General features: G+C 40.7%; 5 protein-coding genes and 1 pseudogene. 2 read left to right on the forward strand and 4 right to left on the reverse strand.

The features are described from left to right. Window positions 1-4 precede the first annotated feature (4 nt). The 3 genes and pseudogenes from IQ274_RS11635 to IQ274_RS11645 form a co-directional block, all read right to left on the reverse strand. Complete coding sequence (locus IQ274_RS11635) at window positions 5-3,754, reverse strand: type I polyketide synthase (protein WP_194142363.1); 3,750 nt, start codon at window positions 3,752-3,754, stop codon at window positions 5-7. Beyond that, on the reverse strand, window positions 3,751-16,920 hold the full coding sequence (locus tag IQ274_RS11640; RefSeq protein WP_194142364.1) for a non-ribosomal peptide synthase/polyketide synthase: 13,170 nt from the start codon (window positions 16,918-16,920) through the stop codon (window positions 3,751-3,753). Before IQ274_RS11640 ends, IQ274_RS11635 begins: the two co-directional genes overlap by 4 nt. Window positions 16,921-17,765: 845 nt before the next feature. After that, window positions 17,766-19,047 (reverse strand): annotated as a pseudogene (locus tag IQ274_RS11645) (transposase). A 204-nt stretch (window positions 19,048-19,251) separates the two neighbouring features. Between IQ274_RS11645 and IQ274_RS36470 the strand changes: the two are divergent. Beyond that, entirely contained in the window at window positions 19,252-19,545 is a 294-nt protein-coding gene (locus IQ274_RS36470) for a hypothetical protein (protein ID WP_228058149.1), read from the forward strand. Between the two features lie 45 nt (window positions 19,546-19,590). Here the strand turns inward: IQ274_RS36470 and IQ274_RS11655 are convergent, their stop codons facing one another. Beyond that, window positions 19,591-22,287: a PAS domain S-box protein gene (locus tag IQ274_RS11655; RefSeq protein ID WP_194142365.1), complete on the reverse strand. Its 2,697-nt coding sequence runs from the start codon at window positions 22,285-22,287 to the stop codon at window positions 19,591-19,593. An 819-nt stretch (window positions 22,288-23,106) separates the two neighbouring features. Here IQ274_RS11655 and IQ274_RS11660 point away from each other — a divergent pair. Continuing rightward, window positions 23,107-23,316 carry a hypothetical protein gene (locus IQ274_RS11660; protein ID WP_163934869.1) on the forward strand — a complete coding sequence of 70 codons (210 nt, stop codon included), beginning with the start codon at window positions 23,107-23,109 and terminating at the stop codon, window positions 23,314-23,316. The last annotated feature ends 46 nt before the right edge of the window (window positions 23,317-23,362 follow it).

The raw sequence follows: 23,362 nt of genomic DNA on the forward strand, positions 1-23,362 counted from the left end.
TTACTCATATTGTTATTTCTTCTCTCTCACCTGCGCCAAAGCTTGTATCTAGATCTATTTGTTTTTCTAGCTTTGATGCTATTTCAGCTATTGTGGGTGACTCAAATAAATTTGCTACAGATAATCGGATAGAAAAAATATTTCGTATTCGGGATAAAACTTGAACGGCTATTAAAGAATCTCCTCCTAATTTAAAAAAATTGTCATGGATTCCCACCTGTTTAATTCCCAATAATTCTTCCCATATATCGGCAAGTCTTTGCTCAATCTCATTACGGGGAGCTAGATAAGAATTAGGCAAATCAGGTCTGGAGTGGAGTGCAGATAATTTTTCTGGCTGAAAAATATCCGGCTTTCTTTGTAATGAAATCTCTGATTTCTGATTATTCTGTTCTAGCCTAGATTTTATGCTAAATGCGGCTGATGCAGAAGCTTGAGGCAATGGCAATAATTTGACCACCTGTCCCAAACTTGAGTGCAAAATAGAGTTGTAGTAAGTATTTAAGGGAGATTCTGAATATGAACCGTTGTTTTCTTTTGGGTAAACCAGTTCATTGAAAATCTCTAAGGGTTCTTGTTCAACAACAATAGCAGCTAAATTTTCACCACAGCGTTGCACTAAATCTAAATCTACTAAAGATGAAGTAGCAAACCTCACTCTAACTTCTTCTAAATGTTCATTAATATAATCTTGTGAACATGGCAGTAGCCCAGTAAATAACCCCTCATGTTCCTGTAGTTGTCCTTGCTCAACTAATATTTGCAACCATCTAGAAAACAATTGCTGATAGCGAGGTGAAATATGGCATTGCGCCAACAAATTCTCCAAAGAATACTTTTCTTCGGCATTGCTAAAAGCCCCTAATTGCCTGAATGCAGAGTTGATGTAGGCTGTACATAAACGATCCAACCACTGTCTATTTTCCTGATATGTTAACTCGTTGAATTCTACATTTCTAGTATTTGCTTGATTTTGACTTCCTTGTACAAGCGATGTCCATAATTGTGATGGTGTGGGTAATGCTTGCAACTGTCCCCAAGCTGTTTTTTGTGGGGGGTCAATCCAATAACGTTGGCGCTCAAAGGGATAAGTCGGTAAGGGAAGGCGGTAATGCTCCTGGTGACTATAGAATCCAAACCAATCTATATTGACTCCAGCCAGCCAGAGTTGACCTAATGTAGTGAATAAAACATGATTATCAGATTGTTTTTCTTGAGGATGACGTACCGAAGTCAACACCGTTTGTGCAGCTGCTTTGTCTGGATGTCTTTTGACTAATGTAGTTAGTGTGTGTCCTGGCCCCACTTCTAGCAAGACTTGCTCAGAAGTTGCCAATAATTTCTCGACACCTTGGGCAAACAGCACAGTGGAACGCAGATGTTGAGCGTAGTAGTCGGGATTTGTGGCTTGGGTAACTGTAATCCAATTACCAGTCAGGTTGGAGATATAAGGAAGCTTTGGGGGATTTAAAGTAACTTTTTTGACTCGTTCTGCAAATGCCTTTAAGATTGGTTCCATCATTTGCGAATGGAAGGCATGGGAAGTATGCAGTCGGCGACATTCAATCCCTTGAGCAGCAAGCTGATTTTGTAGTGCATCTACTGCTGCTGTGGAACCGGAAACTACACACTGGGAGGGTTGATTAATCGCTGCAACAGAAAGTTCTTGCCCTAGTAGGGATTTTATTTTGTCTGCGGGTAGTGGAATTGAAAGCATTGCTCCAGTGGGAAGCTGCTGCATCATTTGTCCGCGTGCTGCTACCAGAGATAAGGCATCTTCTAGGGAAAAAACTTCTGCTAGAGTTGCTGCTACATACTCGCCAATACTGTGACCGATCGCAGCTTGTGGCTCCACTCCATAAGACTGCCATAATTTAGCTAGGGCGTATTCAATTACAAAAATAGCAGGTTGAGCGATCGCTGTTTGTTGAAGTTGCTTTGATGCCTCATCAATCTTTTCTTCACTGGGGTAAAGTATGTAACGTAAATCTAGCCCTAGTAAGGGTTTAAGAACTTCTGAGCAATAATCAACTTGTTCTTTAAATACTGTCTCAGTTTCATAAATTTCCCGCGCCATGTTCACATACTGAGAACCTTGACCGGGAAACATAAAGACAACAGACCGTTCTGTAATCTCTGTATAGTTAGTGAAAACTTGTTGGGCTGCTAAACTACCAAGAGTTTTGACAGCATCTTCTAAGCCTTGACAAATTAACATCCGTCGGTAATTAAAACCCCGCCGACCACTATTGAGGGTATAAGCTACATCGCCTAAGTCCAGTTCTGGATGCTCTTTTAAATGCGTGATTAAATTAGCTGTTGCTTGCTCAAGCGCACTCGCAGTTTTAGCCGAGAGTACCAATAAGTGTAAAGGACGTTCAATAGCATCTTTAGAATTTTTAATTTTAAATTTTAAATTTTTAATTTCTAAGGGTGCTTCTTCTAAAATTACATGAGCATTAGTACCCCCGATACCAAAAGAACTAACTCCAGCACGGCGAGGAGTGGTATTTGTTCTCCATTCCGTCAGGGTTGTATTGACATAAAAAGGACTGTTAGCAAAATCAATTTTGGGATTAGGTGTCTCGAAGTGCAAACTAGGAGGCAGCATTTTATTTTGCAGTGCTAATACAGTTTTAATCAAACCTGCCACACCTGCTGCTGTATCTAAATGTCCTAAGTTGGTTTTTAACGAACCAATAGCGCAGAAACCCTTTTTATCGGTAGTTTGATTAAAAGCTTGAGTTAAAGCGGCAATTTCAATGGGATCTCCTAAAGGTGTAGCAGTGCCATGAGCTTCAATATAGGAAATTGTTTCGGCATCTATACCAGCTATAGCTTGAGCCTCGGCAATGACTGCTGCTTGACCGCTAACGCTAGGAGCAGTGAAGCCTACTTTCATTGCACCATCATTATTAATTGCCGAACCTTTAATGATTGCATGGATGTGGTCGCGGTCTGCGATCGCATCCTTTAATCTTTTCAATACCACAATCCCAGCACCGCTACTGGCAATTGTTCCTTGTGCCTTAGCATCAAAAGCACGGCAGTGTCCATCAGGAGAAAGAATCATTCCCTCTTGATGCAAATAACCTATTTTTTGAGGAATGCTGAGAGTAACTCCCCCAGCTAAAGCCATGTCACATTCATAATTTAATAGACTTTGGCAAGCTAAGTGAACAGCAACTAAAGAAGTCGAACAGGCTGTTTGTACATTCACTGCTGTCCCAGTCAAGTTGAGTTTATATGCAACTCGTGTTGGCAAGAAATCTTTATCGTTGGAGATTGTTAATTGCAGTGGATCAACTGTCTCTAATAATTGATGATGAGAGTAGAGATTGTTGACAAGATACCTGTTCATTCCCACACCAGCATAAACCCCGATTAACCCATTATAGGTATGCGGATCATAACCAGCCTTTTCTATTGCCTCCCACGCCAATTCTAAAAATAAGCGTTGTTGGGGATCTATTAACTCAGCTTCTTTCGCACTATAAGCGAAAAAATTAGCATCAAACAATTCAATGTCTGATAAAACAGCACTAGATTTTACATAATTAGGATTATTCAGTAAATCTAGAGAAACGCCAGAAGTTATCAATTCTTCATCCGTCAACCTAGAGATAGATTCTACGCCATCATGCAAATTCTGCCAAAAAGAGTCAATATCTTTGGCTTTTGGGAATCTAACAGCAAGAGAAATTATTGCTATTTCAGAATTATTGAAATCATTAGTATTAAGGGAATTTATCATAATCTTTTACCCTTCCTTTGAGAAAGATACTGTTGCCTAAGCTGTAATTGTTGATTTCTGAAAGCTTTAGTTTCAGTTGAAGATTGAGGGCGAGAATTATTTTGTTTGATTAATGTATCTTCTTTATTAAGTTTAGTGCTTAAATATTGGCTTAATCTATGTATAGTTGGGTAATTAAACATATCAACTATTGACACTTCCAAACCAAATTTTTCTTGTAATTGCTGATTAATTCGTACCAGTAGTAACGAATGACCTCCTAGTTCAAAGAAATTATTGTAAATTCCCACTTTTTCTACTTCCAGCGTTGTTTGCCAAATGCCAGCAATGATTTTTTCTACTTCAGTATTTGGCATTACATAATTTGATAGTTCCTGTTGTAAATCTGGAGCAGGCAAAGCGCGACGGTCTACTTTGCCGTTGGGTGTTAGGGGTAAGGACTCCAGCATCACAAAAACACTTGGCACCATATACCCAGGCAGTTTCTCGTCAAGAAACTGACGCAGTTCGTCCGTTGTGGGTGTCACCTCTTTTTGTGGCACTACATAGGCGACTAAGCGCTTATTACCTGAAGTTTCTTCACGAGCAATGACACAACATATCTGCACATCATCATGTTGTCCCAGTAATGCTTCAATTTCTGCCAACTCGATGCGGAAGCCCCGAATTTTTACTTGATTGTCAATGCGTCCCAGGTATTCAATGTTGCCATCGGATAAATAACGTGCCAAATCTCCAGTTTTATAAAGCCGGGGACTGGGGATTAGGGACTGGGAATTAGGAAGAATTTTTGCTCCTCTGTTCCCCTGCTCCCCTGCTCCCCTGCTTCTTTTAAACGGATTGAGGATGAATTTTTCAGTTGTCAGTTCGGGGCGGTTAAGGTAGCCTTTTGCCAATCCAACACCAGCAATATGTAACTCTCCTGGGATACCAATGGGAACTGGTTGCAGATTACTATCTAGAATATAGATTTGAGTGTTGGCGATCGCTCGCCCAATACTCGGTGATATCTGATCTTGCTCCTTGGCAACTACCAGCCCAGAAGTTGTAACAACAGTATTTTCAGTTGGGCCATAATTATTCACTAGTTGGAAGGGGACTAAATCTGATGGATACTGATGAAGCTTATCTCCTCCAGTCAGTATGGTTCGCAAAGCCAAACTTTCAGTTGGCCATTCCAAAGACAATAATTCCTGTGCCAATGGTGTTGGCAGAAAACTGATAGTAATCTTCTTGGAAATCAACCAGTCTCGTAGCTTCACTAACGAGCTAAGGAACTCAGATTTGACTAAGTAGATACTTGCTCCTGCGGTCAGGTAAGGCCACAACTCCCATACAGCAGCATCAAATGCTGTTCCTGCTAGCTGAGTGGCTTTGTCTAAGGTCGTGATGTTAAAAGTGTTTTGATGCCAGAACACCAAATTTAATAATCCTTGATGGGCAATCAGCACTCCCTTGGGTTGACCTGTAGAACCGGAGGTATAAATCACGTAAGCCAAATTAGTTGCTTGCGTCTCAGTGATTAAATTATCCTGACTTAACTGAGAAATAAGCTGCCAGTCAGTATCTAAACAAACCAGGTTTGCTTGATGTTGGGCCAGCCTATCAAGGAGTTTCTGCTGAGTCAGCAACACCGAAATTTGAGCATCTTCTAGCATAAAGTGCAAACGCTCAGTCGGATACTCAGGGTCAAGTGGTAGGTATGCCCCACCTGCCTTAAGAATACCTAATAGTCCCACCACCATTTCTATTGAGCGTTCCACACAAATGCCCACCAGCACATCTGCTCTCACACCCAAAGATTTGAGGTAGTGCGCCAACTGGTTAGCACGACTATTTAACTCGTGGTAAGTCAGTTGTTGATCTTCAAACACAACTGCCACAGCATCAGGTGTACGCCCAACCTGCTCCTCAAACAACTGATGGATACACTTATCTAGTGGATAATCTACCTGAGTATCATTCCACTCTATTAAAAGTTGATGTTGCTCAACTTCTGTTAGCAGTGGCAGTTGAGAAATTCGTTCCTCTGGGTTAGCAATAATACCTTCCAGCAATGTCACAAAATGACCCGTCATTCGCTCAATGGTGGATGCATCAAACAAATCAGTGTTGTATTCCCACATCCCAACCAGTCCGGTGGTAGTGTTTTCCATTGCCAACGTAAGATCAAACTTGGTAGTTGTACTTTTTACCACCAGTGGACTGACAGTTAACCCAGTCAACTCCAATTGTTGAGACATAGGAGCATTTTGGAGGACAAACATCACTTGGAACAGTGGTGTGTGACTGAGATCCCGTTCTGGCTGCAATGCTTCTACTAGCATTTCAAAAGGCAAATTCTGATGAGAGTATGCATCCATCGCCATTTCACGAACACGACCCAGTAATTCGCTAAAGCTAGGATTGCCAGCCAAATTGGTACGCATAACTAAAGTGTTGAGAAAAAAGCCAATTAACCCTTCTATCTCACTGCGATCGCGGTTAGCAATTGGCGAACCCACCAAAATGTCTTCTGTACCTGTGTAGCGGTAAAGTAAGGTATCAAACGCTGCTAACAGCGTCATGAACAAAGTAACTCCTTGTTGCTGGCTTAGTTGCGTGAGTTTATCAGTTAATTCCTTTGAGAGCGCAAACTGTTGATATGCTCCTGCAAAAGTCTGCATAGATGGTCTAGGTCGGTCAGTAGGTAGTGACAACAAAGCTGGTGCGTTTGCCAGTTGATGTTGCCAGTAACTCAATTGACTTTGTAAGACATCTCCTTGCAACCAATTTCGCTGCCAAATTGCGAAATCTGCGTACTGTATCGGCAGTGGTGTTAAAGGTGACGGCTCACCTTGAGAATAAGCATTGTACAAGGCTGCTAGCTCTTGAACAAACACACCCATTGACCAGCCATCACTGACTATGTGATGCATACACACTAATAAGGCGTGTTCTGTCTCGGACAGCACTACTAATGTTGCTCTGACTAATGCTTCATTTGCCAAGTCAAAGGGTTGTTTCACTAATTGCTGTGAAGCTATTTCTTGCTCGGTTGTAGATAAATGTTTGAAGTCAACAACTGAGAGTGTGCAATTTATTTGTGTTTGAATAATTTGAGAAGGTTTTCCATCAACGATGACAAAGTTGGTGCGTAAGGCTTCGTGGCGATGAATAATTTCTTGTAAGCTTTGTTCTAAGGCAGTTCGATTAAGAGTTCCGACTAAACGCAAAGCTATGGGGAAGTTGTAGAAGGCGCTGTTCGGGTTTAACTTGTCTAAAAACCATAGCCGTGTTTGGGCATAAGACAGTGGTAATTCTGCATTCTCTGCCCTTGGTAAGATGGGTGATGCTATTAGTTCTAAATCCTGTTGCTGCGATCGCTGAATGTTTTGGGACAATTCCGCAACGGTTGGTGCAGCAAATAAGCTACGCAATGGTAGTTCTACTTTCAAGCTAGTACGCACGCGGGAGATGAGTTGCGTTGCTAGTAGGGAGTGTCCTCCAAGTTCAAAGAAGTTATCATGTATACCCACTTGCTCTACTTTCAGAACTTGCGCCCAAATTAGCGACAGAATTTCTTCGATTGGGTTACGTGGGGCAACATATTTGTCCAATAATTGGCTGTGTAAATCAGGTGCGGGTAATGCGCGTCGGTCTAGTTTACCGTTGGGGGTAAGCGGTAAAGCATCTAAGATAACGATCGCACTTGGCACCATATATTCTGGTAACTTTGACTTTAGGAAGCTACGCACAAAGCTGACTGTGAGTTTCTGCTCTTTTTGAGGCACAATGTAAGCCACTAAGCGTTTGTTCCCAGGAATGTCTTCACGGGCGATGCCTGCGGCGGGCGTAGCCATCGCACAAGATGCCTGCACATCAAGTTGGCTCAGTACTGCTTCAATTTCTCCCAACTCGATGCGGAAACCCCGAATTTTCACCTGATTGTCAATACGCCCCAAGTATTCAATATTGCCATCACTTAAATAGCGTGCTAAGTCCCCTGTTTTATAAAGGCGATCGCAATTAAAGGTTTCCCCTCTGCTCCCCTGCTCCCCTGCTCCCCTGCTTCTTTTAAAGGGGTTAGGGATGAATTTCTCAAGTGTTAACTCTGGTCGGTTGAAGTAACCTTGCGATAAAAGGACACCAGCAATGTACAATTCTCCTGGTATACCAACGGGTACAGGCTGTAAGAACCTGTCTAGGATGTAAATTTGCGCGTTGGCAATGGGACGACCAATGGGAGGAAGTAGCGGCCAAGTCTCTACTGAATTAGTCAGAGTAAAACTGGTGGCTAAATGGCTCTCTGATGGCCCATAGTGATTGTGCAATGTACAATCAGTTAGTTTGCTTAACCATTGGGAAATAGCGGGAGTAATCTGCAACTGTTCCCCAGCAGTAATGATTTCCCGCAAATGACTATTAACTAATTCACCACCAATAGCAACTTCAGCTAGTTGCTGTAAGGCAACAAAGGGGAGAAACATTCTTTCAATTGCTTTTTGTTGGAGAAAACCTAACAAAGCTGATGTATCTCTGCGTAATTCCTCCCCAATTAAGAACAATGTACCTCCAGAACACCAGGTAGTGAATATTTCTTGGAAGGAGACATCAAAATTAATCGAAGCAAATTGTAGGGTTTTTGCTCCACGAGGAATTTTCAGATTTTCCCGATGCCACAAGATCAGATTGCTAAGGGCAAGCTGATTCATGGCTATACCTTTAGGTTGACCTGTAGAACCAGAAGTATAAATTATATAAGCTAAGTTATTTGCTTGTACGTCGGAGATGAGATTGTCCTGACTGCACTGGGAAATCAGTTGAGCGTCAGTATCCAAACAAACTTGGTTTGCTTGATGCTGGGGCAATCTGTCAAGAATTGACTGCTGGGTTAGCAATACTGAAACTTGAGCATCTTCTAAAATAAAGCTCAAACGCTCAGGCGGATATTCTGGGTCAAGTGGCACATAAGCAGCACCCGCTTTGAGAATCCCCAGAAGTCCTATGACCATCTCTAAAGAACGCTCTACACACAGACCAACTAGGGCATCAGATCCTACACCCAAAGACTGCAAGTAGTGTGCCAACTGGTTAGCGCGGTAGTTTAATTCATAGTAAGTCAGTTGTTGATCTTCAAATACAACTGCGTTCGCGGAGCGTGCGATTAGCGCAATCGCATCGGGTGTACTATCCACCTGTTTCTCAAACAACTGATGGATGCACAAATCTTGTGGATAATCTACCTGAGTATCGTTCCACTCGACAAGTAACTTTTGTTGTTCCAGTTGTGTCAGCAGTGGTAATTGGGAAATTCGCTCCTCTGGGTTAGCGATAATACCTTCAAGCAAGGTCACAAAATGACCAGTCATTCGCTCAATGGTACTAGCATCAAACAAGTCAGTGTTGTATTCCCACACCCCTATCAGCCCAGTAGGAGAGTTTTGCATGATTAAGGTTAAATCAAACCTTGAAGTTGTACCTTTTATTGGCAATGAGCTGACAGTTAACCCAGTTAGTTCTAATCCAGATGTCGGTGCATTCTGGAGGACAAACATCACTTGGAACAGTGGTGAATGGCTGAGATCCCGTTCTGGCTGCAATGCTTCTACCAGCATTTCAAAAGGCAAATGCTGATGCGAGTAAGCCTCCATTGCCATTTCTCGAACACGACCCAGTAATTCGCTAAAACTGGGGTTGCCTGATAAATCAGTACGCATAACTAGAGTATTGACAAAAAAGCCAATTAACCCTTCTATCTCACTGCGATCGCGGTTAGCAATTGGCGAACCCACCAGAATGTCTTCTGTACCTGTGTAGCGGTAAAGCAGAGTATCAAACGCTGCCAACAGCGTCATGAACAGAGTCACCCCTTGCTCTTGGCTGAGTTTTGCCAGCTTACCAGTTAGTTCTTCAGAAAGTGCAAACTCTTGATGTGTCCCTTGGTAAGTTTGCACAGATGGTCTAGGCCGGTCTGTGGGTAGCGACAATAAGGCTGGTGCCGAAGCCAATTTTTGTTGCCAATAACTCAATTGCCTTTGTAGTACTTCCCCTTGTAACCACTGTCTTTGCCACAGTGCAAAATCTGCATATTGAATCGGCAGTGGCGCTAAGGTCGAGCTTTTACCTTGAGAATAAGCATTGTACAGTGCTGCTAGTTCTTGGAGAAACAAACCGATTGACCAGCCATCAGAGACTATGTGGTGTATACACATTAATAGTATGTGTTCTGTCTCCGATAGCACTACTAATGTTGCTCTCACTAATGCTTGTGTTGCCAACTCAAAGGGTTGAATAGCTTGTTGTTGGACTAATTGCTGTGAAGCTATTTCTTGTTCAGTTGTAGATAAATGCTTCAAATCAACAATTGATACTGTCCAATTCGTTTCTGTTTGAATGATTTGTGTTGCCTGTCCATCAACTGTAATGAAATTAGTACGTAACGCTTCGTGGCGATGAATAATTTGTTGGAAGCTTTGTTCTAATGCGGCAACTTCCACAGTTCCTGCTAAACGCAAGGCTATGGACATATTGTAGAAAGGACTGTTTGGCTCGAATTGGTCTAAAAACCACAGACGCTGTTGAGCATAAGACAGTGCTAATTGTGCATTCTCCGCCCTTGGTAAGATAGGTGGTGCAGACAGTTGTAAGTCTTGTTGCTGTAATTGTTCAATTTCTCGTGCTAATTCGGCTAGTGTGGCGGCGGCAAACAACTCTCGCAATGGTAGTTCCACTTTGAAAATGTTGCGGATGCGTGAAACTAATTGTGTTGCTAATAGTGAGTGTCCCCCAAGTTCAAAGAAGTTATCATGTATGCCTACCTGTGGCAGTTGCAGTACTTGTGACCAAGTTTGCGCCAGTATTTCTTCAATTGGAGTACGTGGGGCTACATATTTATCTTTGATTTCGCTGGATAAATCCGGTGCGGGTAAAGCGCGACGGTCTACTTTGCCGTTAGAAGTGAGTGGCATTGATTCCAATATTACAAAAGCACTTGGCACCATGTAGTCTGGTAGCTTTGCTTTCAGGAATTGCCGCAGTTCATTGGTTGTGGGTTTAGAGTGCTGATGTGGCACTACATAGGCGACTAAGCATTTATCCCCCGTCGTACCTTCGCGGGCAATAACACAAGATGCCTGCACGTCCTCACATTGGTTCAGTAATACCTCAATTTCTCCCAATTCGATGCGGAAACCTCGTATTTTTACTTGGTTATCAATTCGCCCGATGTATTCAATTGTGCCATCTGGTAAATAACGCGCTAAATCTCCAGTTTTATAAAGCTGGGGATTGGGGACTAGGGACTGGGAATTAGGAAGAATTTTTGCTCCTTTGCTCCCCTGCTCCCCTACTTCTCTGCTAAACGGATTGGGGATAAATTTATCGGTTGTCAGATCGGGACGGTTGAGATAGCCTTTTGCTAACCCGACACCAGCAATATGCAATTCTCCGGCTACACCTACAGGAACAGGTTGCAGATGCTCGTCTAAAATGTAAATTTGTGTGTTGGCGATCGCACGACCAATCGGTACTGTCCTAAGATTTCCATTTGGAAAGCATTGCCAATAGGTGACATCAATTGCCGCTTCTGTTGGGCCATACAGATTGTGCAATTCACACTCTAACCGAGCAAAAAAGCGTTCCTGAAGTTCTACAGGCAAAGCTTCACCACTACAGATCACTCGTTTCAAGCTACGGCAATTTTCGAGATTTTGTTCTTCTAAGAAAACCTGGAGCATAGAAGGAACAAAATGCACATGAGTAACCTGCTGCTCTAAAATTAGGTTGACCAAGTAAGCACTATCTTTATGTCCTCCTGGTTTAGCTACAACTAAACGCGCTCCTGTGATTAATGGCCAGAAGAACTCCCAAACTGAAACGTCGAAGCTAAAAGGAGTTTTCTGTAAAATGCAATCTAGTGCTGTTAATTGATAAGCTTGTTGCATCCATAGCAGGCGATTACAAATTCCCAAGTGCGTGTTCATTGCTCCTTTGGGCTTGCCAGTGGAACCAGATGTGTAAATCACATAAGCCAAGTTACTAGCTTGTACTGTAGTAATTGGATTTTTCTGACTTGACTGAGAAATAAATTGCCAGTCAGTATCTAAACATACAACCTGCCCTTGATGCTGAGGTAACTTTTCCTTGAGTTGGTGTTGTGTCAGCAGCACTCTCACTTGAGCATCTTCTAGCATAAAGCTCAAGCGATCGCTAGGATAGTCTGGATCAAGTGGTACATAAGCTCCACCTGCCTTAAGAATCCCTAACAGTCCTACTACCATCAAGAGCGATCGCTCCAGACAAATACCCACCAGCACATCTGCTCCCACTCCCAAAGACTGCAAGTAATGTGCTAACTCATTTGCGCGACTATTCAACTGCTGGAAAGTCAGTTGTTCGTTTTCAAACGCCACCGCTACAGCATCGGGTGTACGCGCTACTTGCTCCTCAAACAACTGATGGATAAACTTATTTTGGGGATAATCTACCTGAGTATCGTTCCACTCAACCAATAACTGCTGTTGCTCAACTTCTGTCAACAGGGGCAATTGAGAAATGGACTGTTGTGGGTTAGCAATAATACCTTCAAGCAATGTCACAAAATGACCCGTCATTCGCTCAATAGTGCTGGCATCAAACAAGTCAGTGCTATATTCCCATACACCCACTACTCCATCAGCAGTATTTTCCATTGACAAGGTAAGATCAAACTTGGCAGTTGTACCTTCTATCAACGTTGAACTGACACTTAACTGATTTAACTCCACGGTCGATATGGGTGCATTCTGAAGTGTAAACATCACCTGGAATAGCGGTGTATGGCTAAGATCCCGTTCTGGCTGCAATGCTTCCACTAGCATTTCAAAAGGCAAATGCTGATGCGAATATGCCTCCATTGCTATTTCGCGGACACGAGTCAATAATTCGCTAAAACTGGGGTTGCCTGCTAAGTCAGTACGCATGACTAAAGTATTGACAAAAAAGCCAATTAACCCTTCAATTTCACTGCGATCGCGGTTAGCAATGGGAGACCCTACCAAAATGTCTTCTGCACCTGTGTAGCGGTAAAGCAGGGTATCAAACGCTGCTAACAGTGTCATGAACAAAGTCACCCCTTGTTTCTGACTCAGTTGTATCAACCTACCAGTGAGTTTAGCAGAGAGGGCAAACTTTTGATATGCACCAGCAAAAGTCTGCACAGCAGGTCTGGGTCGGTCTGTGGGCAGCGACAATAGGGCTGGTGCGTTTGCCAGTTGTTGTTGCCAGTAAGTTAGTTGGTTTTGCAGTACATTTCCTTGCAACCACTCTCTTTGCCAGATAGCAAAATCTGCATACTGAATTGGTAGCGGTGCTAAAGGTGACGGCTGACCTTGAGCATAAGCATCGTACAGCGCTGCTAGTTCTTGAACAAACACACCCATTGACCAGCCATCACTGACAACATGATGCATACAAACTAACAATATGTGTTCTGTCTCCGACAGCACTAGTAATGTTGTCCTGATTAATGCTCCGTTTGCCAGGTCAAAAGGCTCAATAGCTTGTTGTCGCGCTAATTGCTTTGAAGCTATTTCTTGCTCGTTTGTAGATAAATCCTTGAAGTCAACAATTGATACAGTCCCCTGTTCCCTGTTCCCTGTTCCCTGTTCTCTTTTCGTTTGAATAATTTGAGAAGGTTTTCCATCAACTGTAATAAAGTTGGTGCGTAAAGCTTCGTGGCGATGAATAATCTCTTGTAAGCTTTGTTCTAGGGCTGGTTGATTCAAATTTCCCACTAGACGCAAAGCCATAGGAATGTTGTAAAAGGCGCTATTCGGCTCGAACTGATCTAAAAACCATAGACGCTGTTGAGCATAAGACAGTGGTAATTCTGCATCCCTCACCTTTGGTAAGATAGGTCGTTCAGAGAGTTCTAAGTCTTGTTGCTGTAACTGCCTAATTGATTGTGCTAATTCCGCTACTGTCGCTCTTGCAAACAACTCACGTAATGCTAGTTCCACTTTAAAAAGGTTGCGGATGCGTGAAACTAATTGTGTTGCTAGTAGCGAGTGTCCACCAAGTTCAAAGAAGTTGTCATGAATGCCTAAAAGCTCTACTTTCAGCACTTGTGTCCAAAGGAGTGCCAGCATTTCTTCCATTGGATTACGAGGTGCAACGAATTTATCTTGCCGTTCACTGTGTAAATCCGGTGTGGGTAAGGCACGACGGTCTACTTTGCCGTTGGGAGTAAGCGGCAGTGACTCCAAGATAACTATTGCATTTGGCACCATGTAATCTGGGAGTTTTGCTTTGAGGAATTGCCGCAGTTCGCTGATTGTGGGTTTACAATCCTGATGTGCTACCACATAGGCGACTAAACGTTTATCACCAGGGGTATCTTCCCGGACAATGACACAAGATACTTGCACATCACCATGTTGGCTCAGGACTGTTTCGATTTCGCTCAACTCGATGCGGAAACCACGTATTTTTACTTGATTGTCAATGCGTCCTAAGTATTCTATGTTGCCATCTGCCAAATAACGTGCCAAATCCCCCGTTTTATATAATTTACTCCCTTCTACTTTCTGCCTTCTGCCTCCTGCCGACGCTCGCGGACTCGCTACCGCTGCGCTATCCTGCCTCCTGCTTCCTGCCTTCTCAAACGGATTGGGGATGAATTTCTCTTTTGTCAATTCAGGGCGGTTGAAGTAGCCCTGTGCTAATCCTGCTCCACCAAGATATATTTCTCCTGGCACACCTACTGGTACAGGCTGTAAGCTTTGGTCAAGGATGTAGATTTGCGTATTTGCGATCGCCCGACCAATAGGAATAGTTGTGGCTGTCGTTGCTAAGTCCTCTACCAAATACCAAGAAGAAAACGTCGTGTTCTCTGTTGGCCCATACACATGGAGCAAATGCTGGGGAGCGCCTTTATCTAGTACTTCAAGCACCCATTTGGGATCAACCGCTTCACCACCAAATAATAGATATCGTAGAGAACTAAATGCTTGCGGGACAACACTGGCTAACTGATTAAATAAAGCTGTAGTTAAAAATAAGACACTGATTTTATGCTTGTGGATATTGACAGCAAATTCTTCTGGAAGCAGCAATACAGATTTAGTGATAATGACTAGCTTGGCTCCGGAAAGCAATGCTCCCCAAATCTCAAAGGTGGCTGCATCAAAAGCAATATTTGCGGCTTGAGCAACGCATTCATCAGCTGTTAACTGTATATAATTGGTGTTTAACACCAGTCGATTGACGGCCTGATGAGTGACGGCGACTCCCTTGGGTGTGCCTGTAGAACCGGAGGTGTAAATCACATAAGAGAGGTTTTCTGCACTGACTGTGCTGTTGAGATTATCCTGATTTGCTTGGCTAATGCTGTGCCAGTCGGTATCTAAGCAAACGACACGGGCTTGATGTTGAGGAAGAGATTCAACTAATTTCTCTTGAGTCAACAGCACTTTTACGTGAGTGTCTGTGAGCATGAAGCTTAAGCGTTCAGCAGGATACTCAGGGTCAAGTGGCACATAAGCCCCACCCGCCTTGAGAATCCCCAATAGTCCCACCACCATCTCTAAGGAACGTTCTACACACAAACCCACCAGCACATTTTCACCCACACCCAAAGATTGCAAGTAATGGGCTAATTGGTTAGCGCGATAATTCAACTGCTGGTAAGTCAGTTGTTGATTTTCATACACCACTGCTACAGCATTGGGGGTGCTATCTACTTGCTCCTCAAATAACTGATGGATACATTTATTTTGGAGATAATCTACACCTGTATCATTCCACTGAACTAATAACTGCTGTTGTTCAATTTCTGTCAGCAGAGGTAATTGCCAAATCTGCTCTTGAGGATTAACTACAATGCCTTCAAGCAAGGTAACAAAATGGCCTGCCATACGCGTGATTGTACTAGCCTCAAACAAGTCAGTATTGTATTGCCAGCAGAGTTGCAGTACTCCCTGAGCTTCCATCACCATTAAATTCAGATCAAAGTCTGCACCCCGTTGATGTCCCAGCAAGTATGGTTTTATCTCAAGCAGTTGTTCTCCTCCACTGTGCAAAGAATTTTCTGTTGGTTCACACCAACGGTGTGCTTGCCAAGTGAAACTAACTTGACATAAAGGAGAACGACTGATATCTCTTTGTGGCTGGAGTTGTTCTGCTAACAGAGAAAAAGGGTAATCTTGATGCTTTTGGGCTTCTCTAACTGTCTTACTAACTTGAGCAAGAAATTCTTTGAACGTGGTGTTTTCCTGGACAGAAACTCGTAAAACGTTCAGGTTAACGAAGTAGCCAACAATCTCTTTAAACTCTCTACCCCACCTACCTCTCATCGGGCTTCCTATGAGGATGTCTGTTTGATTCGTGTAGCGATAAAGTAGGACGTAAAATGCTGCTAGCAATACCTGATAAAGGCTTGTTCCAGAAGCTAGAGCTAGATATTTGAGTTTTTGAATTAACTGTTCGTCTAGTTTTAAACTATATCCTGTTCCTTGATAAGTCTGTACTGGGGGACGGGGTTTGTCTGCAAACAGATTTAAAATTGGTAATTCGCCAGCTAATTGTTTTTGCCAGTATTGCCACAGTTTTTCTCCTCTAGAACCAGATAGCATTTCTGACTGCCAGCGAACAAAATCTAAATAAGATTTATTTTCAGTCAAAGAATCTGGAGCGGTTTGGTTCTGCTCTTGACTAACTTGCTCAATTTCCTTAGCATACAAAGTTTGAAATTCACTCAGCAGTAAATCAAAAGACCACATATCACCTGCAATGTGGTGCATTGTCAGCAAGAGAATGTGTTCTTTTGTTGAACGAGTAAATAAATTAACCCTCAAAATTGAATCTTTTTCTAAATTAAAAGGACGGTCGGTTATAGCAAATATTTTCTCTTTTAATTGGTTTTCACTCCAATCGCTGGCATTTGCTACATCAAGATTAAATTTATGCTGTTGATTAACTTGCTGAACGGGTTTGCCTTCATGAATAGTATAGGTGGTTCGGAGAATAGGATGGTGTTCAATAATTTTTTCCCATACACGATTGACAGCAGCAATATTTAAACATGAATTAATTTTTGCGGTAATAAAAATATTATAGGCAATACCCTCGGTCGCAATTTGGGAAACAAACCACATTGCTTCTTGACCATAGGAGAGTGGATAATTTATTTTTCCAATTACATTCATTAGGCTTACTTCAAATTAATTTAAATGTTTAGAGATATGATAATTTTTTGCACAAAAATCCGTTTTCAAAAACCAAATACTAATATTTAAATTTCAAGTTGATAGAGGTTTTTCAAGTATAATTAATTATTGGATTATCTTTGAATAATTTAAATAACTAAAATGTTTAAGAAATAAGCTTTTAATATTTGTATCAATGGGCACTAATTATTAAAATTCCTTTAAAATAGTAAAACATGCTTACTGCTGATGATTATTTTCTCCATTTTTTTACATATATTTTTTTATTTCATAACGGCTTCTTATGAATCAAGCTTAAAAAGACAAAGGTAAACGTTGATTTTCCTCAAAACTAACAATCATTTTGTCTTGAAACTAATAAGCGGTGATTATTTGCATTATTTTTTAGCTTTTTTAAAATGCAACAATAGAATAGTTACTTAATCATACCTGCAAATAAGTGATTTAATATCCAATACTTATTACGTTACTTATAACTTTTTATCTTTTTTGTACTTATCTTAGCTAAACACATAATCTCACTTTTATCAATAAAATGCAATAGCACTTAAGTAGATAATTTAAGATAATTAAGTGGATAATTAAGACAGTTAAGACATTTAAGTGGACAGTTAAGACAGTTAAGACATTTAAGTGGACAGTTAAGACATTTAAGTGACAGTAAAAATATTTAAAATAGTTAATTAGCAATAATTACTAATTATTAGTTAGGTGTAACTAGCTACAGAATCGCCTAGATAGTGCAGCAATTCTCATTACGAGAATAATTATTGTTATCATGTAATACTATGAAAAAATTCCAGTTAAACAATACTGTTGCCAATTTACGAGGGTTCAACGCCTGTAGAAATGGGATGAATGCGTCCTAAAGAAGTAAGTTTGGCAAAAATCTGAGTTAATAAAATAGGCTCAGGGATTTCGGTAAGGATTTTTAACATTTCATGAACATATCGAAAATTACGGTAGTAAGCCTTAAGATCAATAATGCCGGAGTCGGGATTCTGTTGACGAAAATCAGATAGAAGATGATGAGATAAATTGACCATAAAGAATGCTCGCGTTAGCAGCATTAGTCACGGCAGTTTGGCTTAAATTCATAAAATCTTCTAATCCACAAAACTGTTGGCATCTCGAAAGTTAAACTCAATTTGAAAACGAAGCTTGTAATAATCGATTATCTGTTTGTAGGAAAAATATAGGTCACTAGAAAATAGAATTACATGACTACAAGCATTAGTTTTAATATTGGTTTTGACTAAAATAACTATATTCAGTGCTTGAGCAAATTCCTTGTGGAGTAAAGTAGCTTGATAAATATCCGTTTTGATATCCTCGTCAATCCTACTTTTACACAAATATTTGTCAGATATATTACAATAGTCAATCTTATCACCGTATTTACGGCGAGAGCGACAATTGGGGTCAGGGTTTTGATAAGGTATATATAGTGCCAAATCGCAGCGAAGTTTAGAAATGATATGCAAGTTAACCTGGCCAGCCATCTGCAAGGCATTATTGTTCCCTAAATGACACTCTAAAACTAAGTAGGTCAAGGGTATAAAGTTAGCTACTAACTTGACTAACTCATTAATCTTTTTTAATTCTTAGTAATTCAGATGTTAGAATTACTTCTGTTTTGTTTTTGTTCTTACTCCCTTTTGGTCGTCCACATTTACGTTTATCTTGGGCTTGTACTTCTGGATTTGGTGATGGGCTATTTTTTTCTACATCGCTCTTGATCACCTGTTCTATCAAAATTGGAAATGAGTGTCTTTATTGAACACTTTCTAGCGATAATGCAAAAAAAGATAGTCCTGATATCGGTTTATTTACTAGACTAGAAAAAATCTATTCAATCCATAAGTTTTTTTACCTGCCTTACTGACTACAACTTCATCTCCTGCAAGCAAATATACCTCATTTGCACGAAACAAATGCTTGCGGAAAAACAGCCAAAACAACGTGGCCCAAGGTATTACTGTATGAAAGAAGCAAGGGCATTGTCCGATAGCTACCACCAATCCCTACCCAACGTGATATTCCTAACATAGTGACTCGGCCCCTCATTGCTAACATAACCTGAGTTCGATGGTTAGACAACGGCAAAAAGCTTGCTAGATATGAAACATAAGAAACTGGGCAGGTGTTGCGTGCGATGCCTGCGGCGGGCTACGCCTACGCTAAGATTGATTGAGAATGAGCAAAAAAGGCACAAAAAAACGCCGAGACTAAAAATATCTAAGAAAAATGAGGGTCAGGGCTTAGTCTACCATTGTATCTCGCCTCGATATCGTACAAATTTTCTCTGATATGGATGATTTTTGCAACCAATGGGAAAGCTTGTGGCAGCAAGTACCACAGCTACCATCAACAATGGGAGAACGGCGCAGTAAATCAAGGATGCATTTATCAGAGGTGATGACAATAGCCATTGCATTTCATGGTAGTGGTTATAAGACTTTCAAGGAGTTTTATACATTGCATGTGTTACAAAGCTGGCGTGGAGCATTTCCCAACTCGGTGAGTTACACCAGGTTTGTGGAACTGATGCCTTGGTGTTTAATCGCTATCGCATTTTTAGAGGTTCGAAGTCTAAAACAATGAAAGTAAAGTTGCCAGAATTTTTCTGATGGGCTTATTCAATTCTGTTTAAATTGGAATTTCAATCCAAAATTCTGTGCCTTTTCCTGGTTCTGATAAGCAATTCAAAATTCCACCATGTTTTTCTACTACAATTTGGTAGCTAATTGACAGCCCTAGCCCTGTTCCCTTACCCACCTGTTTTGTTGTGAAAAAGGGATCAAATAACCGTTTTCTAACGTCTTCCTCCATCCCTAATCCGTTATCAGCAATTCGAATTACAACAAGTTTATTATCTAAAATTTCAGTCCTAATTATAATTTGCGGTTGTTTATCAGTTTTGTTTAAATTGCTCATTGATTCTTCTAAAGCATCGATTGCATTAGTCAAAACATTCATAAATACTTGATTAAGCTGCCCAGGATAGCAATCAACCAAGGGTAAGTTTCCATACTCTTTAACAATAGATATATCCAATCCAATACCATTATTTTTCCAGCGATGATGCAAAATTAATAGTGTATTTTCAATTCCTTCATGAATGTCAACTAGTTTTTTATCTGCTTCATCGTGGCGAGAAAAATTCCGCAATCCTAGAACAATTTCACGGATACGATTAGTACCCATATTCATTGAATACAAGAGTTTGGAAAGGTCATCGGTAATAAATCCTAAATCAATTTTTTCAGCAAAATCGTGAATTTCTGCCTGGGGGTTGGGATAGTGTTGCTGATAAAGGTGCAATAGAGTTAACATCTCTTTAAAGTATTCGTTAGCATAGGTTAAGTTGCCGTGAATAAAGTTAACTGGATTGTTAATTTCATGGGCAACTCCAGCTACTAATTGTCCTAAGCTGGACATTTTTTCATTCTGGATCAGTTGAGATTGAGTTTGCTGCAATTTATGCAAGGTTTCGGTGAGCTTTGTGGCTTGAGTTTGAGCAGCTAAAGTAGCAGAGCGACTTTGGGTATAAAGCTGTGCATGATCGATGGCGATCGCTAGTTGATCGCAAACAGCTTGTAGCAGGCTAATTTCACTATTAGTCCAAATGCGATCGCCACTGCAATGACTACACACAATTGCCCCAATCTCTCCGGAATTACTTTTAACTGGTAGCAGTAGTTGAGATGTAATGCCAAACTCAATTAAAAGTTCTTGTATATCATAATCAAGATGTGAATTGCTATTAGTATTGTCGATACAAATTAGCTCTTGAGAGAGAAGTATTTTTGTTAAAAAAGTATTTTTTTGCAGTGGAAGACTGCCTAACATCGTTGGTAAGTTAAGATTTCGTGCTTCATAGGTAATAGTCAGGCTTGGTTGAGATGGGTGCGGTAAGTAACAAAGAAAGTAGCAACGATCAATTTGTAATAAGCTACGAATTTCATTAACAGCAGTTTCTAGGATCATATCTAGGTTAAGAGAACTGCGGATTTGACTAGCTAGACGCAGTAATAAGGCTTCCCGCCGGCTGAGGAGTTCTTCTCGTGCCAAGATGCGGTCAATAGCCACAGCAATATTGTTGGCGATCCAATTTAATAAATTATGAGTTGGTTCAGTAAATAACTGCTTGCTGAATAAAGCTATTATACCGATTACCTGCTGCTCTACTATCAGGGGATAAGCAGAAAATCGAACAATTGAAAATGTAGAATCAAGAAGATTTTCTGAGTTATTAATTGATAGTTCTCCATTAAAAATAGCTTGGTGGTTTTGATTCATTAAGCCAATGATGTTATTAGCTAAAACCATGTGATTTGGGAAATCTTGGGTATCGCTCAAAGCACTACAAGCAACATCTGTACAATGAACACCAGCCTGTAATTGTAGCTGATTTGTCTGTCTTTCAAATGTCCAGATACAAACAAAGGCGATATCAAGATGTTGGCAAATAGCATTTGTACAGTTTTGCAGAATTTCTGGAAGTGTACCACTTTGAGATAAGGCTAAACTGACTTCTGCACTCAAAACTGACAAGCGCGATCGCTCCAATAAAGCTAACTCTGAAAGCTTACGCTGTGTAATATCCGTACGAATAGACACATATTGATAGGGTTTTTCATTTGGGTTCAACATTGGGGCGATCAAAGTATCTACCCAATAAAAACTGCCATCCTTGGCTTTATTTTTAATTTCTCCTTTCCATATTTTTCCTTTAGCAATAGTTTTCCATAAATTTGCAAAAAATTCTTTTGTATGATGTCCAGAATTGATAATACGATGATCTTGCCCTAAAAGTTCTTCTCTAGAATATTTAGAAATTTCACAAAATTGGTTATTAACATAAGTTATTCTTCCGGTATTATCAGTAATAGCTACCAGTGAATGGGCATTTAAGGCAAATTTAAAAGCTTCTAGCTCTTGGATAGACTTCTGTAACTCTATCTCTTTCTGTTTATTAAGAGTAATGTCACGAGCTACTGCATAAATCAAGTTTTCTTCACTGAAGCCAGTTGCATTCCACGACAGCCATTTGTAAGAACCATCCCGACAAAGATACCGATTTTCAAAGCTGATTGCATCTACAGATTGTGTAATTTTTTTGGCTGCGATGATAGTGGATTCACGGTCTTCAGAGTGAACAAATTCGATAAAGGGTTTGCTAATAAGTTCTTCATCTGACCAACCTAATGTTTGTGCCCATTTTGGGTTTAAATACTTAAAATAACCGTCAAAGTTAGCAATACACAATAAATCTATAGAAAGTGAGAAAAATCGAGAGTATTTTTCTTCAGATTGTTTGTACCCAGATTCTACTAATTTCATCAGATATTTAGGTATAAATCTTTTTTGTTAAAGGTAAAATAAGTTGATGCATTTTTCATAAATTTAATAACCGTCTTAATAGGATATTATCGAGCTAAAAACCGTTGAATATCAGCTCCTATGAAGCCTGTTTAATTTACGAGTAAATACGTAATCAACTTAATAGTAGAGGCCATAACTGTCTACTAGTTTTTACTGAAAAAGCTAGTTTTAACTTAATTCTCTACTAAATAAAGGTTTCCCAAAAGAGGTGTAAAGTAAACATTTATATTTTGAATTAGAGATAAGAAGTGTTACGTAAAGGTAGCACCTGTTGCTTAACAGCATCAATTCTTTAATCTGCTTAATATTGTTTGCCAGGGTATTATGTCGAGTATAGTATGAGGGTTCTTGGCTATCCCTCCCAATCAACCAGCACCCCATCAACACAAGCAATCCCCCACTGCGGATACTTCGCCAGCAATTTCTTGATCACAATCTGCTTTCGCGGGATCATCATCCCAGCACTCTTGCAAGAAGTCAAACCCCGGATTCTCCCCCGAATTCGCCGCAACTTTGAGTTTCTGCATACGCTTGCAACTATAGCCTTATGTGACCACTTTTCAGCATTTGGCACGGACGCGGCGGAACCTTTGCCCTCGTGATCCGCTTTCACTCCAAGACCAACACAGCAGAATAACCCTGTTTTACTTGACCATGTGTTTGATTAGCGTAGACGTGAAACGGCTTGTCACTACACATCGCCGAACTTGAAGAAAATTCATTTACGGCAATGGGCGTGGCGGAACAAGTACCATCTCTACGAGATGCTACGCGAACATGATAGTCTCTCGGCTCAACACCACAGTCCTGATTTTCAGCCAACAACGAAGCAGATTCACTCTGTACAGCCGTCGGTTACTTAAACAAATCCAAAATAATCGCTATACCTACGAAACCTCTCACAGTGCAGAAATTATCGGAGTGGCTTTACTCGTAATTGGCTTAGTTAGTTTTATGGGTGTGATAATTCGGGCAATGAATTTATAAATTAACCAGTCCTAAAGAGGATATAGAATTTTGGGGTTTTTGTTAA

This window comes from Nostoc sp. LEGE 12447, from assembly GCF_015206985.1.
In the GTDB taxonomy this organism is placed as follows: domain Bacteria; phylum Cyanobacteriota; class Cyanobacteriia; order Cyanobacteriales; family Nostocaceae; genus Nostoc.